This window comes from Oceanobacillus sojae (genome assembly GCF_007991515.1).
GTDB lineage: Bacteria > Bacillota > Bacilli > Bacillales > Amphibacillaceae > Oceanobacillus > Oceanobacillus sojae.
Map to the genome: position 1 here is coordinate 106,261 of NZ_BJYM01000011.1, position 17,766 is coordinate 124,026.

17 protein-coding genes and 1 tRNA gene are annotated in these 17,766 nt (G+C 36.0%); 14 read left to right on the forward strand and 4 right to left on the reverse strand.

Annotated elements, in window-relative coordinates:
- The first annotated feature begins 99 nt into the window (after positions 1 to 99).
- Positions 100 to 546, forward strand: coding sequence for a CotO family spore coat protein (locus tag OSO01_RS13630; RefSeq protein WP_147210991.1), 447 nt, complete (start codon positions 100 to 102; stop codon positions 544 to 546).
- A gap of 139 nt (positions 547 to 685) precedes the next feature.
- On the opposite strand, the gene OSO01_RS13635 is transcribed toward OSO01_RS13630, so the two are convergent.
- Positions 686 to 1,156, reverse strand: coding sequence for a CotY/CotZ family spore coat protein (locus OSO01_RS13635; RefSeq protein WP_147210992.1), 471 nt, complete (start codon positions 1,154 to 1,156; stop codon positions 686 to 688).
- A 224-nt stretch (positions 1,157 to 1,380) separates the two neighbouring features.
- Here OSO01_RS13635 and OSO01_RS13640 point away from each other — a divergent pair, with 224 nt between their 5' ends.
- Positions 1,381 to 1,629 (forward strand): hypothetical protein, encoded by a 249-nt coding sequence (locus OSO01_RS13640; RefSeq protein ID WP_147210993.1) that lies wholly within the window; start codon positions 1,381 to 1,383, stop codon positions 1,627 to 1,629.
- 106 nt (positions 1,630 to 1,735) lie between these two features.
- Here the strand turns inward: OSO01_RS13640 and OSO01_RS13645 are convergent, their stop codons facing one another.
- From OSO01_RS13645 to OSO01_RS13655, 3 genes are all read right to left on the reverse strand, one after another.
- Positions 1,736 to 2,449 carry a YetF domain-containing protein gene (locus tag OSO01_RS13645; protein ID WP_147210994.1) on the reverse strand — a complete coding sequence of 238 codons (714 nt, stop codon included), beginning with the start codon at positions 2,447 to 2,449 and terminating at the stop codon, positions 1,736 to 1,738.
- 350 nt (positions 2,450 to 2,799) lie between these two features.
- The gene (locus tag OSO01_RS13650; protein WP_147210995.1) at positions 2,800 to 3,741 is read right to left on the reverse strand and encodes a DUF7973 family transport facilitator; all 942 of its coding nucleotides are present in this window, start codon (positions 3,739 to 3,741) and stop codon (positions 2,800 to 2,802) included.
- A gap of 29 nt (positions 3,742 to 3,770) precedes the next feature.
- Complete coding sequence (locus OSO01_RS13655; protein ID WP_147210996.1) at positions 3,771 to 4,526, reverse strand: SDR family NAD(P)-dependent oxidoreductase; 756 nt, start codon at positions 4,524 to 4,526, stop codon at positions 3,771 to 3,773.
- A 628-nt stretch (positions 4,527 to 5,154) separates the two neighbouring features.
- Between OSO01_RS13655 and OSO01_RS13660 the strand changes: the two genes are divergently transcribed.
- From OSO01_RS13660 to OSO01_RS13715, 12 genes are all read left to right on the forward strand, one after another.
- A tRNA-Val gene (locus OSO01_RS13660) sits at positions 5,155 to 5,227 on the forward strand.
- 153 nt (positions 5,228 to 5,380) lie between these two features.
- On the forward strand, positions 5,381 to 6,652 hold the full coding sequence (locus OSO01_RS13665; RefSeq protein WP_147210997.1) for a serine hydrolase domain-containing protein: 1,272 nt from the start codon (positions 5,381 to 5,383) through the stop codon (positions 6,650 to 6,652).
- Between the two features lie 76 nt (positions 6,653 to 6,728).
- Positions 6,729 to 7,274 (forward strand): DUF2441 domain-containing protein, encoded by a 546-nt coding sequence (locus OSO01_RS13670; RefSeq protein ID WP_147210998.1) that lies wholly within the window; start codon positions 6,729 to 6,731, stop codon positions 7,272 to 7,274.
- Positions 7,275 to 7,405: 131 nt separating this feature from the next.
- Positions 7,406 to 7,870, forward strand: a complete 465-nt coding sequence (locus tag OSO01_RS13675; protein WP_147210999.1) for an NUDIX domain-containing protein — start codon at positions 7,406 to 7,408, stop codon at positions 7,868 to 7,870.
- A gap of 178 nt (positions 7,871 to 8,048) precedes the next feature.
- A complete protein-coding gene (locus tag OSO01_RS13680) occupies positions 8,049 to 9,776 on the forward strand; it encodes an ABC transporter ATP-binding protein (RefSeq protein ID WP_147211000.1) in 1,728 nt (575 codons plus the stop codon).
- Positions 9,766 to 11,571 (forward strand): ABC transporter ATP-binding protein, encoded by a 1,806-nt coding sequence (locus tag OSO01_RS13685; RefSeq protein WP_147211001.1) that lies wholly within the window; start codon positions 9,766 to 9,768, stop codon positions 11,569 to 11,571. The genes OSO01_RS13680 and OSO01_RS13685 overlap by 11 nt, the downstream gene beginning before the upstream one ends.
- Positions 11,572 to 11,645: 74 nt before the next feature.
- A complete protein-coding gene (locus OSO01_RS13690) occupies positions 11,646 to 12,371 on the forward strand; it encodes an alpha/beta hydrolase (RefSeq protein WP_147211002.1) in 726 nt (241 codons plus the stop codon).
- 92 nt (positions 12,372 to 12,463) lie between these two features.
- Entirely contained in the window at positions 12,464 to 12,976 is a 513-nt protein-coding gene (locus OSO01_RS13695; protein WP_147211003.1) for a YjcG family protein, read from the forward strand.
- Positions 12,977 to 12,983: 7 nt separating this feature from the next.
- Complete coding sequence (locus tag OSO01_RS13700; protein ID WP_147211004.1) at positions 12,984 to 13,409, forward strand: GNAT family N-acetyltransferase; 426 nt, start codon at positions 12,984 to 12,986, stop codon at positions 13,407 to 13,409.
- A 379-nt stretch (positions 13,410 to 13,788) separates the two neighbouring features.
- Positions 13,789 to 14,775 carry a sugar-binding transcriptional regulator gene (locus OSO01_RS13705; RefSeq protein WP_147211005.1) on the forward strand — a complete coding sequence of 329 codons (987 nt, stop codon included), beginning with the start codon at positions 13,789 to 13,791 and terminating at the stop codon, positions 14,773 to 14,775.
- A 116-nt stretch (positions 14,776 to 14,891) separates the two neighbouring features.
- Positions 14,892 to 16,466: an FGGY-family carbohydrate kinase gene (locus OSO01_RS13710; RefSeq protein ID WP_147211006.1), complete on the forward strand. Its 1,575-nt coding sequence runs from the start codon at positions 14,892 to 14,894 to the stop codon at positions 16,464 to 16,466.
- A gap of 62 nt (positions 16,467 to 16,528) precedes the next feature.
- A complete protein-coding gene (locus tag OSO01_RS13715) occupies positions 16,529 to 17,623 on the forward strand; it encodes a zinc-binding dehydrogenase (RefSeq protein WP_147211007.1) in 1,095 nt (364 codons plus the stop codon).
- Positions 17,624 to 17,766: the final 143 nt, after the last annotated feature.

The following is a 17,766-nucleotide window of genomic DNA, read 5'->3' on the forward strand; positions in this document are numbered from 1 at the left end:
TTGGTTAATTAGAGTAATTATCAGGCCAGACACAAATCAATTTCTAGGTTCATACACTATAAAAGATAAGCTAAGAAAGCCAAAAGAGGTGGATGAACGATGACAAATAAAAACAAAGCGCAGGCTCCTTTACTCTATATTAGCCAGCCTCAGCTGAAGGAATTTTCAGCTCCAATGCAAGAAAACTATGTTGGTGATTACAGGCGAAAAAGGCAAACGGAGATGAAATCTGTTCCGCAGGCGAAAAGAAAGCAGTCCAAAGACGGGAAAAATTCGGATGGGGACAGCTCCAAAACAACTGAACAGCAATCAAGTAAGAAGAAGTTTATGGAAATGACAATTATAGAAAAAATAAGCTATTTAACAAACCGCTCTGAATTTGCTCCTCCTATAAAATGTGAAATAATCACAGTTTCCAAGAAGAAGTATCGCGGTGTAATTCGTGAAAACAATTCGGATACACTGGCTTTACAATTAAATAATCGAAAAAACAAAATAGAGATTGCAATAAAAGATATTGAAAACATTCATTTATTAGGATTTTAAAAGACACCATCCGGGAGGGCCTCCCTGGATGGTGTATCTTTTGGCAGTTAAGAAAGTTTATACTTTCTTACTGCATAAGTGTAACTAAGGTTGTCACCTAAAGGCTTGGTGACAACCAAGTTTTCTAATGAAAATTATTTTAATGAAATGCTCTGATTGCCGGCAGGCAGGTAACATGGCAAAAGCAATCTAAATCTACTGTGATACAAATACCTGTTGCTTCCAGGTCTTCTGTATTTTGATCAGTAGGGTCCTTCATATGATCAAATCCACAGCTTTCTCCATCACTGAGTAGTAACTCAAGAATAGCGCAATTGTCTTTATCTACTTTCTTTACTCTGAAAATAAAACTAGATAAAATTGGATTCATTTTGTTGTGATGATTTTTTGTTGTGCCGAACCCTTTAAATGGTTTGCAATCTTTGCAGTATAAAATAACAGGCACCGTGTCTAAATCATTAGTTACCTCATTTGTGCATAAAAGGTCATTAATTGATTGTTCACAGCTCGTATCACAGCAGTTTTCTACAATATCGTTTTGAGCATCAACAATGTCTTTTAAAATATCTGCAACACAACTTCCAGTATCATAATTTTTTCCACAACCCATGAGAAAATGCTCCTTTCACAATTTGAATTTTCTTTCCTTATAGGATATGTGTCTTCCCAGTGTTGGTGTGGGCGAGTGTAGCTATGAGGAAGGGCTATTTCAATAAAAATAAAATTCTGACTATACAACATAAAATAATCTGTATATAATAATGTATAAATAAAACGGTTTCATTTTTCTTGCACGGGGTATATATAAATGAATATATAAGGGAGGTGCAGAGGATGGGATATATTCTTCCGATACAGAACTCACAATATATTGATTATCAGCAAAGGCTGCAGCCGACACAGAGAAAAGACCATCATATAGAAGGTTCCTTTAAAGTTCAGTTAGAGCGGAGACATCAGGAGCTTAGTGCAACATATGACCGTTATTACCGCAATAGATCGGAACCTCAAAAACCGTTAGACCTGCCACTAGACTCATCCTTAATCACAGGTAAAGGAAGATATGTAAACAAATATATATAAGCATTCATCTTATTATAAGAGGAATGCTTCTTTTATTTATACGTTAAGAAAATATTTTCGACGGGGCAGACATTCACAGCGTCTTCTATGAGTTTTAAGATTAAACTCAATCAAAATCGCTATATTTTTGATGCTCCCGGTTAAAGAAAGGGACAATATATAAGGGATTTCCTTTTGTGTATTCTGCATAGAAAATTTCTGAAATATCTTTATAACCCTGTTCGCGAATAGATTCCTCCAACCAGGAAACTGGAAGGTTTTTCTCTTCCATGTTATCTTTTATAATTTCCCCATCATTAATAAGAGTAATTGGTAAAGCTACATCTTGAGGAGATAATTTCAAATCCTTGCGTGTAGGCGTTTGATAATCTGTTTTTTTGAGAACGGATACGGTTCCGTTTGCTTCTAACACGGCAAATTCAACCTCACTGATGGAAAATACGTCTTTTTCTCTCAAAAGATGCTGCAGCTGATTAATATCCAGCTTGGTTTTTTTCATCATATCCCTGACAAGCTTTCCACGATAAATTACTATTGTTGGACTTCCTTCAAGTAAATGTCGTGTCCGCTTATACTTTTGTGAAATAATTTCCACAATATACATAAGAATACCATAAAGAGCTACAACAAAGGCTATTTCTCCTATTCCTGCATTTGGATCAAATAAAGCATTCCCAACTAATTCCCCCAATAGTAATGCAGAAATAAAATCAAATGGGGTAATTTGAGAAATTTGAGTCTTTCCTAAGATTTTTGTGATTAAAAACAAAGCAAAAAATCCAAAGATAACCTCTACAAACATACTCATGTAACTAGACATATGATACGCTCCTTTATCTTTTACACAGTATTTTATATTGTGTACAGAAGCGGATAAAAAATGTACCTAAAAAGAAAAGGAATGTAAGCTGAATGAAAGATGTTTGCTCTTATCAAATAATCATCCTGTAAAAGAAGCTTTGAGCGGGCACTGAATTTCTGAAGATAGAAATCTATACTGAGAGGTACAAGTTAAGTATAGATATATTGGATTTCTGCAATAGTAATAAAAAAACGAAAGTGGGGGGTTACTTCGTACCGGGTAAGAAAACATGTTGTCAGCAATCCGGCAGATAAGAAAAGCTCATATTCGCTTTTGATGATTTAGCAAATATGAGCTTTCTAATGATTTTAAATAAATGGTGCAATAACTCCCAAAACAATAAAACTCCAGAATGCGATTACAATTGCTGGCATATCAATATGAGTATCAACATGTGTGTTAAAAAGGCGCTGCACATATTCCCCTGTAATAACAGCGAATAAACCGAATAATGCTGCTAACCATGGACTTGCTAATGCAATTGCTGCATGACCGGCCACCATAGATACGTGGTGGGATACAGGAAATTTTAATCCGAAGTATAAGAAAATAAGAGAGGCTGCACTAATAGTGAAACCAATATTATCAATATCTAACGCAATTGCTGCATAACCTACAAGGCCGGCAAATGCAAATCCCCAAATAGCGTTGAAGAGTAACATTTTTCCCGAAAAAGGAAAGCGTTTTTCATCTGTAGGGAAAATACCTGTTAAACCGGAATGACCAAATAAGAAACGGGTAATAATAGCGAATGTAACCACTGTTAAAGCAATTGTATCAATTGGTATACCTAAAATAGGTCCATATAGATATTCAACGAAATAGCCTAAAATACCAAATATACCGCCGACGATAAGTACCATTGGGTCTGTTGTTTTGAATAACGGAACAGTTGTATCTGCGCCATCAACATGCCTGTCATCTTCGGCAAAAATTTTGTCTTTATCTTCATGGTCGCCAAGAATTGTTCTTGCATTAACTGGATTGTCAATAAAGGTAGCGCTTTCTAAATGTTTCTTACTAATCCTTCCTGCATAAGCCGCTGCCGCAACAGCTCCGACGAAGGCTACATGCGGGCCGAAAAATGGACCAAAAGCAACATAATCTAAAATTAATGTACTGCCTGCTGCTACAGCTGCAGCAACTCCGGCCATTCCTAAAAATCCTGTAAAGATAAAGGCTGTTGTACCACCAATGAGTGCACCGAATACGCCGCCGCCAAAAGCAGCTAAAATTGCAACTAAGGACATTTTAATTCCTCCCTAAAATTCGAATTTTATCACATCAGCATTCCGCCGGTAGCATCAATTGTTGCTCCAGTAATATAGCTGGCTTTTTTGGAAACAAAAAAGACGGCTATATCAGCAACCTCATCAGGTTGTGCAGCTCTGCCCAACGGAACACGGTTTAAATAAGAAGGGGCGTCAGTTTCTAATTTTTCCCGAATCAAATCTGTTTCTACAATACCAGGTGCCAGATTGTTAACACGTATATTATCCTTTGCATGTTCGCGTGCCATAGATTTTGTGAAGGCAACCATTCCGGCTTTGCTGGCTGCATAATGTGAGTGACCGGTAGTTGAACCATGGAAAGCTGCCTGAGATGTTATATTTAGAATATTTCCCGGCAGTTCTTTTTCTAAACAATGATTTAAAAACGCCTGGGATGTCAGGAATACAGAAGTGAGGTTTACGTCTAAGGTTCTTTTCCAATCTTCTAGTTTAATGGATTTCACGTAGCCTGTAGGCCAGATTGCTGCATTATTTACGAGAATATCTACTGTCTCAAATGCTTCGATACTTTGGGAAATAATAGACACAGCGTCATCCATATTTGCCAGGTCGGCTTGAATTGCAAGTCCCTTTTGTCCGGCAGCTTCCACAGCTTTTATCACTTCATCAGCTTTTGCCTGATTACTTTGATAGGTAATAACAACATTTGCACCTTCATTAGCGAGAGATAAAGCAATTTCTTTTCCGATACCTCTGGATCCCCCAGTGATAAGTGCTGTTTTATTTTTAATTCCTAAATCCATTTACTTATTCCTCCTCATTTCAGCAATTTACTATAAAATATCTATTATGATTGAATAGCTGCTGTACACTTCATTTATTTCCATTAATTAGGCTAGAATCGACATGCTAGTGTAAATTCTCTCTGACAGTCATATAAATATAGGCAAAGACGAGGTAATCCATATGAAGTAATTTTTGATAATAATCTCTAATCTGCTTTAAGTATAATGAAAATAAAACTTCTCGTTAGTTCCGATACTTATTTTGGTAATCAAATCACTCCCTTGTTATTTCGTATAAGAAACTTATTCATTAATTTTTGAACAAAAGTGCAAATAAAAAGTCATTTGTTCATTTTTGGTTAGTATAAATGAATGGGAATTTTATGTCAACGCTTTCATTTATGTGTTTTAATATTATAATAATCCTGATTTATTAAGGAAACGCCTGTACTATAGTGCTGAAAATAAGGCATAGGAAATAATTATATTTATGAATGATAATTTCTTAATTTAAGTGTATTTATCAGTTTGATAGTTGTAGTATTCTACTAATTTCATTAAACTACAAAATTATAATGCTGATACAAATATTGTTAGCTTGTTTTCTTTTCCATTAGGCTGTATAATATGTATTGTACCTACATACGATTCCGTAGCTCAGCTGGGAGAGCGCTTGCTTGACAGGCAAGAGGTCGTTGGTTCGAGCCCAATCGGAGTCATTTACTTAAAGCGGTTCATAGAGAATAATTTCTCTCTAATTGCGTGAAGACACATTATTTATGGATGTGTCTTTTTTCGTTTTTGAAGGTTTTTTTAGAGAGAGAGCGGGAATCAATAGAGTATTTAATTTTATTTTTAAGGAGTGGATGCTGATGCAGGAAATAAGATCAAAAATAGATGCATATATCAACGAATATTTGGAATTGTGGGACTTCTACGGGGTTATTCAAGTTATAAAAAATGATGACATTCTTTTTGAAAACGCATACGGTTATGCGAATATTGAGTTTGGAATCAAAAATAATATAAGTTCATGCTTTTCAATCGCCTCCATGACCAAGCAATTTACTGCCTTTGCGATTATGCTCCTGCATGATAAGGGTGTATTGGATATTGATAAGCCGGCATCTTTATTTCTTCCTGGTGATATGAAGATTGACAAATCAATAACTATACATCATTTATTATCACACACATCAGGTTTAAGCAATTTCTATAATTTTGAAAATGATTTTTTCTCTGGATACAATAGAATGGACTATTCCAAAAACGACTTCTTTCAACGGTATATAAATAAAGAACCTGTTTTTCCACCAGATGTGAAATATGATTATAATAATGTAAATTATAATTTGCTTGCATGGATTATTGAAAATGTAACGGGAGAGAGGTATGAGGACTATATCCGGAACAGCATATTTCTACCTTTGAATATGATGAATAGCGATATTGATGACGGATGTAAAATTATTAAAAACAGATCCGGTAATTATGTGAAAGATTTTGATGTGATGATCAAAAGTCCATATTATAACGAAAAATTTAGTATCGGTGCTGGAGCAATTATTTCTAACTGTGATGATTTATATAAATGGTACATCTGCTTACGTGATAGAAAAATACTATCACAGAAAGCGTATAATCGATTTTTCAATGAGAATAAAAATAATTACTGCTATGGGTTGGAATATCATCATGTTTATGAAATGGGAAGATACTCCCATGGGGGAGACCATCTTGGAATAAGTACTTATATGCAGAATTATTTTGATGGAAATATTTGTATTATCATACTTTCAAATAATGAAGCTATCAATCAATATAGATTGGGCAACGCAATTGCAGATATTCTCCATCATGTTGAGGTAGATATTCCAGCAAAGTTTGAAGAAATCCCTCTTAGTGAGAACGAACTTAAAAAGTATTGCGGTACCTATTTAAAAAATAAGATCAAAGTAGAACTTATTAATGGCAAATTATACTTTGTAAGATTCTCAGGTAATCTTTATATTGAAATCTATCCGGTAGGTGAAGGAAGGTTTGTCCGGCGATACTTTGATCAGATTGAACCTTATCGTATTTCTGAGGATGAACATGGCGAAATGACGTTTTTTGGATATGTCAGGGATAATCTCGTAAAATGATGAAACTTTAATATAGAAGCAATTGTGTTTTCCTGATTCTCAATAAAAACATAAGAAGGAAGGGAGTACAATACTCTTGGAATTGTATTTGTATCATGTCGTTACTGAAAAGTCTATGCAGCCAGGGCAAGTAATCATTTTTGACGAAAATCACTATAATGGAATTTATAATCGGGTCATGACTTGTAAAAAAATATTAGACGGTGATCATCCCGTGGATGAACTTTCAAAATTTATAAATTCAAATTTAGATTATTGGACAGCCAGAACATATAGAGAATTAGCTTTAGAAAAAGTCAGAAAGGAAAAATATACAAACTATCCATCGAGAATGTCTTGTTTATACACCTCAAAAACTTTATCAGATGCAGAAATGTGGGCCGCTTCATTTATAAATAGTAACAGAAAGGTTTATCAAATCGTAAAATTACGAACAGACGGCAGAACATTTAATGGCGATGCTTATAATATTTTTGATGGTACTGGCGATGAGGAAGTAAATAACAAAAACGCAGATTACTATTGGGCTAATGAACCTAATAGATTTGGAAAAGAACCGTTAGTTGAAACCTTAATCGACGGTCGCATAGAAGTTGACGAAATTATAAAGGACTTTTCTTAACTGAATGAAGTTCTATAATGAATCTATAATTTGGAAATGACACTATGAAGCCTTTAAGGGGATAAGGAAACTTACCGAATTAAATGTATCTTAACAGTACTCAATTTATATTATTTCAAAGGAGGGTTCCAATGAACATAAGAAACTCAGCAAAAGCAATTATTATTCAGGATAAACAACTGTTAGCCATAAAAAAACTAGATAAAGATGGATATTATTTTATTTTACCTGGCGGTGGTCAAGAACATGGAGAAACACTGCATCAAGCATTAAAAAGAGAATGTATAGAAGAAATTAATGCAGCTGTCGAAATAGGTAATCTCCTGTTTATAAGAGAATATATCGGGAAAAATCATGAGCATTTTGAGTTTGATTCTGAATTGCATCAGATAGAGTATATGTTTTCATGTGAAATTAAAAGCAGTAATAAAGAGATAGGAAATGGTGTTGTGCCTGATGATGGGCAAATAAGTGTTGAACGGCTGACGATATCAGATTTAATGAATTATCGTTTATACCCTCAGGCAATAAGAGATAAGATTATTGCTTATATTTCAAGGAAAGAATTCCCAGTGTATCTTGGCGACATCAATTAATTTAGAATAATGTCAGAAATACTCCAAATAACAGCGGGTTATGATGACTTTAAACATCATTTCGAAACCCGAACTAAATACTGGCTTATTTATCAGCGTTCATTCTATAATAAAATAAATAATTTATTTTTAATTGAATTTCTGAATACTTTTACTTTTTGGTTGGTAGGTGGATTATTTGCGAAAAGTTTTTTCTTATTTAGGTCCATATAAATTTCCTTCGATTATTGCATTTTCACTTATGCTAATCGAGCTGGCAGTAGAGTTATTGCTCCCTCTTTTCTTAGGGTTAATGATTAATCAGGGGGTTGTGAATCAGGATATCCAGAATATTGTGTTCTGGGGATCAATTATGATTGGTTTGGCTTTATTATCATTCCTTGCAGGAGTTCTGAATTCTTTTCTATCATCTCATGTCAGTTTTTCCTATGCTTATGATTTACGAAAAGAATTATTTGCAAAGATTCAAAGCTTTTCCTATGCAAAATTGAATAAATATCCTACATCCTCTCTGGTTACAAGGTTTACAAATGATATCCGGCAGATTCAAAATACCGTTTTCATGGTTCTTCGTATTATGGCAAAGGCACCCTTGACTGTAATTGGCGGTGTTATTATGGCTTTTATGGTAAATGCCCGGCTGGCGTTAATTTTTCTAATTACTGTACCGCTTCTTGTTCTATTCCTTTTGTGGGTATTAAAAATCTCAAGTAAATTATTTAAGCAGGTCCAGAGTCAAGTGGACAGTGTCAATCGAGTGATGCAGGAAAACCTTGCCGGCATGAGACTTATCAAAGCCTTTACACGTCGTTACACAGAAGAAAACCGGTTTGATAATGCTAACCGTACGCTTGCTTTAACGACAAGGAAAACCTTTCGAATCGTTGAATCAACTGGACCAATTTTACTTTTTGTGATGAATTTAAGCTTAATTTTTATTGTTTGGTTTGGAAGTATTCAAACGATTAATGGTCAGGCAAATATAGGAGAAGTCGTTACGATGATTAATTATGCACTACGGGTAGCAATGTCTATTTCTATGTTTTCTTTCATTATTATGGCTCTTTCTAGGACAAAAGCATCTGTTGAGCGAATTAATGAGGTACTGATAGAGGATGATGGAGAAGGGGAGAAACAGAAGCAGACGGATTATTCTGTATCTAAAGGCTGTATTGTTTATGAAGATGTTTCTTTCCGCTATCCAGATGAATTAGCTGAAACACTGTCCGATATATCTTTTTCCGTAAATTCTGGTGAACGCCTTGCGATTATAGGAGCAACCGGTTCCGGGAAGACTTCTTTATTCCAGTTAATGCCCCGGCTTTATGAAGTTTCAAGAGGGAGGATATATATAGATGACATACCTTTAGATGACTATTCATTTAAAGCTTTACGAAATAGTATCGGCTATGTTCCCCAGTCACCGCTTTTATTTACCGGGTCCATTTTTGATAACATCGCTTTTGGAAAAAAGGATGCAACGATGGAAGAAGTGATTCAAGCTGCTAAGGATGCACAAATCCATGACACCATTCAAAATTTGGAACATCAATATGAAACAAGAGTCGGTCAAAAAGGAGTTAATCTTTCAGGTGGACAAAAACAACGTATATCCATTGCAAGAGCACTTATCCGTAAACCGGAGATTTTAATGCTTGACGACAGCACGAGTGCTCTTGATTTAGCTACAGAAGCACGATTCCTGAAGGCATTAAATAATTATCAGTGTACTGTACTCCTAATTACACAAAAAATAGCCACTGCTAAAAAAACAGATCGCATTCTCCTGCTCGATCAGGGAAAGATTCTGGACATAGGCTCACATGAAGATTTGCTGAGCCGTTCTAATTTGTATCGGGCTATCGCGGAATCACAGCAGGAAAAGGAGGTTCTCCATGCGAAATAACTCTTTAAAAGCGGCCTTTCAATATAAACGGATTGATTTATCGAATGTGAACAAATTTGATTCTAAAAAAGCAGAAAATATGGGAGCAACCTTAAAGCAGATTTGGAATTATTTAAAGATGGAGAAGGGAAAATTATTTCTTGTCATTTTGATGGTTTTTATCAGTTCGATATTTGCTCTTTTGGGACCATTTCTCGTAGGGATGTCAATTGATAATTTTATTGCGGTCCAGCAGCTTAATGGACTGGGGCTTTTACTTGTGGGGCTGGTTATTGTATATATTATCCATTCTTTGTCACTGTTTCTCCAAAACTATTGGATGGTCGATATTTCACAGCAAACGGTATATACATTGCGGAAAAACCTGTTTGAACAATTTCACCGGCTGCCTATCTCCTATTTTGACAAGAGGCAGCACGGAGAATTAATGAGTCGGTTAACAAATGATATAGATAATATTAATAACACATTGAACCAGTCTGTCATTCAAATTTTTGCCAGTATCCTTACCTTACTAGGGACAGTCAGTATTATGCTTTATTTGAGTCCTGTTTTAACACTAGTGACGATGTCTATTATTCCTGTCATGTTTTTTTCAATGCGCTGGATTACTAGAAGAACCGGGCCATTATATAAACTGCAGCAGCGTGACTTAGGTGATGTAAACGGCTATGTGGAAGAAATCGTTTCCGGTCAGCACGTTGTCAAAACATATTCACAGGAAGATTACGTAACCAGCCAGTTTGAGCAAAGAAATAAATCCTTGCAGAACACAGGTTTTTGGGCATTAACAATCTCCGGGTTTATTCCTAAAATCATGAATACGTTGAATTTTTTAAGCTTTGCAATGATTGCCTTTGTAGGCGGGGTACTTGTTATCACCTCAGATGGATCACTGGTGACTGTAGGGACAATTGTTATCTTTACAGAATACGCACGACAATTTACTAGACCTTTAAACGAACTATCCAACCAATTTAATTTATTATTATCCGCTATCGCCGGTGCAGAAAGAGTCTTTCAGGTAATGGATGAAACTGGAGAAGAAATCGATGAGAAAGATGCTGTAGAGATTCCAGATACAAAAGGTCATCTTGTTTTTAATCAAGTAAGCTTTGGCTATGAATCAGCTAAAATTCTGAATGATATCAGCTTTGAGGCAAGATCGGGAGAAATGATTGCGTTTGTAGGGCATACCGGAGCCGGAAAAACAACTATTATTAACCTTATTTCCCGCTTTTATAATTATAATAGCGGCCAGATCACATTGGATGGTATTGATATCAAAAAAATAAAACGCTCCAGCCTTCGTAAACATATGGCCTTTGTGTTACAGGATACTTTCTTATTTCACGGAACCATCCGTGAAAACATTCGTTACGGAAGACTGGAAGCAACTGACGAGGAAATAGAGCAGGCAGCTAAAGATGCCAATGCCCATGACTTTATTCTATCTTTACAGGATAAATATGATACGATACTGGATCAGGATGGAAGCGGTATAAGCCAAGGTCAAAAACAGCTATTGACCATTGCACGCGCATTATTAGCAGAACCTAAAATTTTAATACTTGATGAAGCAACCAGTAATATTGATACCGTAACAGAATTAAAAATTCAGGAAGCATTAAAACGTCTGATGAAGGGGCGAACTAGTTTTGTTATCGCCCATAGGCTTAATACTATTCGGGAAGCAGATGAAATTATTATGCTCGAAAATGGGGAAATCATGGAGCAGGGAAATCATCAGGAATTAATGAACCTGCAGGGAAAGTATTATCAGCTTTATCAATAAAAATGCTTCAAGTGACAGGCCGATCATACAATGATAGACTATTGCTATATTATAAAAAGGCTGAGGTGGGACGTTTGCGCAGAAAAGGAAAAATGATTGAAAAAGAAATAGACAGCTCTTTTTTAAAAGAGACCATGACATTACAGATTTATCACCCGGAGACTTTTTCTGAACTGTATAAATATGAAATCTGTATTATGCAGGATGGAAAAGATTATTTTCAAATGGGAAGAATTGCTACATTAAGCGATAAGCTTCATGATGAAAAAGAAATGCACAATGTTGTCTTTGTCGGTATTCACTATAAAGATAAATATGACCGCAGGAAGAAATATCACCCATCTGGCGAACAGAATGAAGCTTATATAAATTTTCTAGTTCGTGAGGTTGTTCCTTACTTAGATGATTTCATACCGACATACCATATGGGGAAATCGCGTTCTTTAATCGGTGATTCTCTGGCAGGTACACTTGCATTGATGACAGCAATGAAATACCCGCATACATTTGGAAAGATAGGTATTCAATCTCCATATGTTGATGATACGGTATTAGCATATGTAGAGCGGGCGAAGCCTTTGTCCACTCTGGATATTTACCATACAATTGGTACAAAAGAAACAGAGGTTCAAATGAGTGATGGGAATACAGCTGATTTTGTAGAACCCAACCGGAAATTAAATAAAGCATTGGAAAAAGCCGGAGCAGCTTATACGTATCACGAATTAGAAGACGGCATTCATACTTGGAAGTATTGGCAAAATGATATGCGGCGTCTATTGACAACATTGTTTGATTAAAATTTCTATTTTCATTTTCTTTTGCTATACTTATGTAGATATAGATTATATATAGCTTATAATAAATAATATAATACCAGGAGGTTGTATTAATGAAATATGGAATCGCGATTTTCCCTTCAAAAACTGTACAGGATCAAGCCAATGCATTAAGAAAACGTTATGACCCAAGGTACTCTTTAATCCCTCCACACATTACATTAAAGTACCCGTTTGAAACAGACCCTGAGAAGATAGATGAAGTTACTCAGGAATTGCGTAAAGTTGCGGGAAGTGTAGATCCTTTTTATATCCATATTAATAAAGTCAGTACCTTTGAACCAATAACAAACACTATTTATTTAAAAGTTGAACCGATTGAACAATTAAAGATGCTGAACGAACAGCTGCAGCAGGGGATATTTGAAAATAACCAGGACCATTCTTTTGTGCCGCACATTACGATTGCACAGGACTTGGTGCATGATGAATTCAGAGATATTGTAGGAAGATTGAAAATGGAAGGCTTTGAAATCAAAGATTATATTGACCGTTTCCAGCTGTTATATGAATTAGAAAATGGCTCCTGGACGGTTTATGAAACATTTTTATTGGGAAAGGAATAAAATATTCATGTTAGTAAAGATTGCGACTGCTCCTATAGAGTTAGAAGCTGTATATCAAATCCGGTCAGAGGTATTTGTTGAGGAGCAGAACGTACCGCCGGAAAGAGAAATAGATGAATTTGATAAAACTGCAACGCATTTTATTGCATATGAGGATGAACTCCCTGTTGCTGCCGCCCGTTTACGATTCACGGAAGATGGTTACGGTAAGCTGGAACGAATCTGTGTCTTGAAATCGCAGCGTGGAAAATCTCTCGGGAAAAAATTAATGCTTAAGATGGAAGAAGAAATCAAAAACCGGGATTTTCATAAAGCTAAGCTAAACGCACAGACACATGCACAGGATTTTTATCAAAAGCTGGGCTATGAGGTTACTTCTGGAGAATTTCTGGATGCAGGTATTCCGCATGTTACAATGGTTAAATACTTATAATTTTAAGAAGGCTCTTATCTCTCTGGGATAAGACCTTTTTTTATTGCAGATTAAATGACTGTAAAATTCTTATGAATGAAAATTTATTTTATAAATATTTCAAAAAACGTTCACAAAGTGGAACAAATGCAATTTTCTATCAAAAAGTCAAGAAAACCCGAATAAATTTCTATTAATTAGGAAATATTTAAATAAAAAATCTAATGAAAGCGTTGACATTAAAATTTTATTGATTTATACTAATCAAAAATGAACAAATGATTTATATTTTGCACATTTGTTCATTTGTTATTCGGTAATAACCTCGTTCAAAAAATGACAAAGGAGTGATATGATAAAAAATAAATAATTGAGATAAGCAGGAGGCTATATTTTCATTATGTCTAAAGTAGATTTGAGGTTATTATCAAAAATTGCATATATGTATTATATCGATAATATGTCCCAGCATGATATTGCTCAGGAGCTTAATTTTTCCAGAAGTAAAATATCAAGGCTTTTACTAGAGGCGCGGGAGCAAGGTATTGTTCAGATAAATGTAACGACCCCGGTAACCCGCTGTTTTGACTTAGAGCAGCAGTTGGAGGAAGTATTTGGAATAAGTGAAGCCATTGTAGTTCCAGTATATTCAACGAAAGAGGAGAATATATTAAATTCCCTGGGGCAGGCAGGAGCAGAATATCTTGTGAACCAGGTGAACGATGGTATGACTGTTGGCTTTTCTATGGGGGAAACGTTAAAGAGGCTTGCTTACTATTTAGGGGATGAGCAGAAAATTGATTGTGAAGTAGTTCCAATTATGGGTGGGAATTGGCCGGGAATGGGTTATGGTTTAGATGCCAATACCATTTCCCAAAGAGTTGCAGAGAAATTAGGGGCAAAGTGTTATCCACTATACGCACCAGCTATTGTTTCTAACCAGGAATTAAAAGAATCTATTCTAAGTGACTTAACTGTTCAAAATGTATTTAAAAAATCATTAGAAACAGATATAACCTTTATTAGCGTTGGTGTAGAATCCTCTTCTTATGCCCATATTCATTTATTAACGGAAGAAGAAAAAATACAGTCGAAAGAAGAGAATGTCGTGGGGGAAGTGGCTTGCTGGTTCTTTGATTCTGATGGAAGAATTCCCAATATTGACATCCATAACAGGGTGATTGGATCAAGCATTGAAGAGATCAGCAAACATTCTAAAGTTGTATTAGTATCTGGAAATGATTATAAGAAAGAAGCAATTGATTCAGCACTTGCAGGGGAATGGGTGGATACGTTAATTACCGATGAACATGTTGCAGAATACTTGTTGAGAAACCAAAAAGAAAAGGTAAAACAAGGTATGGAATCAGAGATCGAAATAAAATAAATGAACTCTATATATATCTGGCAACCTTCATCAAAATATTTCTTTTAAGCTTCTAATAGTTTTCACCTGTTTTTCATAGACATGTTTTAAAAGAAAATATAGGGGAGAGGGTATTTGTGAAAAGAGAACTTGTTATTGGTGTGGATGGCGGAACAGAAAGTGTTCGTGTAGGAATTTTTGATTTAAAAGGAAATGAAGTCGGAGAGGGAATAACACCTTATAAAACATATTACCCGAAGCCGGGCTGGGCTGAACAGGATCCAAACGATTGGTGGGCGTCTCTGGCAGAAAGTATAAAAAAAGCAATGAAGGATGCAAATGCTTCTAAAGATGAAATTATCAGTATCGGTTTAGATACTACCTGCTCCAGCGTTGTGTTCTGTAAAAAAGATGGAACACCTGTAAGAAAAGCTGTTATCTGGATGGATATCCGTTCATCAGAAGAAGCGGAGAAGATGGCTGCAACAGGTCATGAAGCATTAAAATATAACGGCTTTGGTAATGTTTCGGCAGAATGGATGCCTAGTAAAGTACTATGGGTTAAAAATCATGAGCCTCAGAATTATCATGAAACAGAAAAAATTATGGATTATGTAGATTGGTATACATTTATGATGACTGGGAGAAACACTGGTTCAGCAAGTACGACTACATTGAGATGGTATTATGACCAGGAAAATGGTGGAGTTCCTGAGGACTTTTATAAAACAATTGGCTTAGAGGATATTTTTGATAAGCTTCCTGAAGAAATTAAATATCTGGGGGAATATATCGGTGGCCTCACTCCTTATGCAGCGGAGCATTTAGGATTAGCAGAAGGTACACCTGTCGGCCAGGGGGGAGTAGATTGCTTAAATGGAATGATTGGCCTTGGCGTGACAAAACCAGGAAAGCTTGCACTAATTACAGGATCTTCGCATTGTAATCTGGCATTTACAGATAAATCAATCCATAAAGAAGGAATCTTTGGAACATATCCAGGAGTTGTTTTTCCAGGAATGAAATTAGCTGAAGGCGGCCAGGCTTCTTCAGGCTCTGTTATTAAATGGTTTAAAACACATTTTGGAATAGATATTGAGGAACAGGCAAAACAGGAAGGCATCAGTGTCTACGATATCTTAAATAAAGAGGCTGCTGAGCTGCCGCCAGGATCAGAAGGTCTTCTTGTGCTGGAGTATTGGCAGGGAAACCGTACACCTTATGTTGATGCGAATGTCCGCGGTTTTATCTCCGGTTTGACTTTAAAGCATACACGGGCACATATTTACCGGGCTATTATGGAAGCGATTGCGTATGGTACTGAATTAAATATTAAAAACTTTAAAGAAAATGGTATTCCGGTAGAAGAGTTATATTTAGCAGGAGGAGCAACTAACAGTGATTTGTATTTGCAGATTCATGCAGATGTAAGTAATTTACCAATCAATGTTCCGGAATCGAATCAGGTAGCCTGTTTAGGTTCAGCTATTATGGCAGCGGTTACAGCGGGAGCTTATGCAAATGCAGATGAAGCAGTAAGTCATATGGTACGCTATAAGAAGCGTATAGAGCCTAATCCGGAGAATCATGAAATCTATAAATTATACAGTGAGCAATATCAAAAAGCTTATCCGCAATTTAAAGAATGGATGCATGCTACAAGCAAGCTTGATGGAATTGCTGCTGAAAAAGTAGTAAAACAATCTGTATAACTAGATTAAAAGATGATAAAAGCATAGCAGGATTTAAATCAGTATTTAAGGAGGATTTTGCATTGAAGGCATTACGATTATATGGACCAAAAGATATGAGAGTAGATGATATCCCCGTTCCTGAGATTAACGATAATGAACTTTTGATTAAAATTGATTCCTGCACAATTTGCGGCAGTGATTTTCGAAATATTTCAGCAGGGGGATCAGCGCATGGAATGGACTTACCTCGGGTTATGGGACATGAAATAGCGTCAACCATTGTTAAGGTTGGTGAAAGCTGGAAGGATGAATTTGAAGTCGGCGAGCATATTGTTGTTGCAGCAGTAAGTCCCTGCGGCAAATGTGAATTATGTCTGGAGGGCTATGAAAATCAATGCTTGGACAAACAAGCAACCGCATATAATTATGATGGCGGATTTGCAGAATATATGAGAGTTCCTGAACGTTCCATCCGATCCGGAAATGTATTGAAGGTTTCAAGTGATAAATTGCAGCAGGTTGCATTGAGTGAACCTTTGTCCTGTGCTATTAATGGTCAGGAAATAGCTGAGGTGAAGCTGGGAGATAGTGTACTTGTTGTCGGCTGCGGTCCGATGGGATTGTTTCATATTCAATTAGCCAGATTAAATGGTGCCAAACAAATTATTGCCAGCGATTTTGATAAGAATCGTTTAGAGATTGCAAAAAAACATGGAGCAGATATTGTTTTCTCCCCACAAGAAGAAGATCCAGCTGAAAAAATAAAAGAGCTTACGGGTGGATTAGGGGTTAATGTAGTGGTTGTTGCTGTACCAGTACCAGGAATAGTTAGTGACGCATTGCAATGGGTAAGGAGAAGAGGCAGAATCAATGTTTTTGGGGGGATGCCTAAGCAAAAGCCTGAAGCCACTCTTGATTTGAATGTAATTCACTATAATGAAATTACAATTACAGGAACATCGGATTCGACAGCAAGACAATTACGTATTGCAGCAGATTTAATTACAACTGGCCGAATAAAAACCGACTTTATGATTTCTAAGGTAGTAGATTTAGAAGAAGCAAGAGATATATTAGTTGCAGGTCCACAGCCGGAGCATATTAAAATCGTTGTAAAACCAGAATTAAGCAGTAAAGCATCAAAGGATAAAGAAGATGCAGCTTATGTAAAATAATTGAGGACTGACATATCGTTCTGGAATAAGACTGATTGATTCCACTCTACCATGTCTCCAGACCAATATGTCCGTCGCTTCATTTTATCACCGGTGAAAATAAAATACAACTTGTCTTAAGGAATCACTATTCTATACGGTCG

Excerpts from the sequence above, each read along its gene's own strand:
- OSO01_RS13675 (WP_147210999.1), top strand. The coding sequence starts at position 7,406 with ATGAACATAAGAAACTCAGCAAAAGCAATTATTATTCAGGATAAACAA.
- OSO01_RS13635 (WP_147210992.1), bottom strand. The coding sequence starts at position 1,156 with ATGGGTTGTGGAAAAAATTATGATACTGGAAGTTGTGTTGCAGATATT.
- OSO01_RS13700 (WP_147211004.1), top strand. The coding sequence starts at position 12,984 with ATGTTAGTAAAGATTGCGACTGCTCCTATAGAGTTAGAAGCTGTATAT.
- OSO01_RS13645 (WP_147210994.1), bottom strand. The coding sequence starts at position 2,449 with ATGTCTAGTTACATGAGTATGTTTGTAGAGGTTATCTTTGGATTTTTT.
- OSO01_RS13685 (WP_147211001.1), top strand. The coding sequence starts at position 9,766 with ATGCGAAATAACTCTTTAAAAGCGGCCTTTCAATATAAACGGATTGAT.
- OSO01_RS13705 (WP_147211005.1), top strand. The coding sequence starts at position 13,789 with ATGTCTAAAGTAGATTTGAGGTTATTATCAAAAATTGCATATATGTAT.
- OSO01_RS13655 (WP_147210996.1), bottom strand. The coding sequence starts at position 4,526 with ATGGATTTAGGAATTAAAAATAAAACAGCACTTATCACTGGGGGATCC.
- OSO01_RS13650 (WP_147210995.1), bottom strand. The coding sequence starts at position 3,741 with ATGTCCTTAGTTGCAATTTTAGCTGCTTTTGGCGGCGGCGTATTCGGT.
- OSO01_RS13630 (WP_147210991.1), top strand. The coding sequence starts at position 100 with ATGACAAATAAAAACAAAGCGCAGGCTCCTTTACTCTATATTAGCCAG.
- OSO01_RS13695 (WP_147211003.1), top strand. The coding sequence starts at position 12,464 with ATGAAATATGGAATCGCGATTTTCCCTTCAAAAACTGTACAGGATCAA.
- OSO01_RS13640 (WP_147210993.1), top strand. The coding sequence starts at position 1,381 with ATGGGATATATTCTTCCGATACAGAACTCACAATATATTGATTATCAG.
- OSO01_RS13665 (WP_147210997.1), top strand. The coding sequence starts at position 5,381 with ATGCAGGAAATAAGATCAAAAATAGATGCATATATCAACGAATATTTG.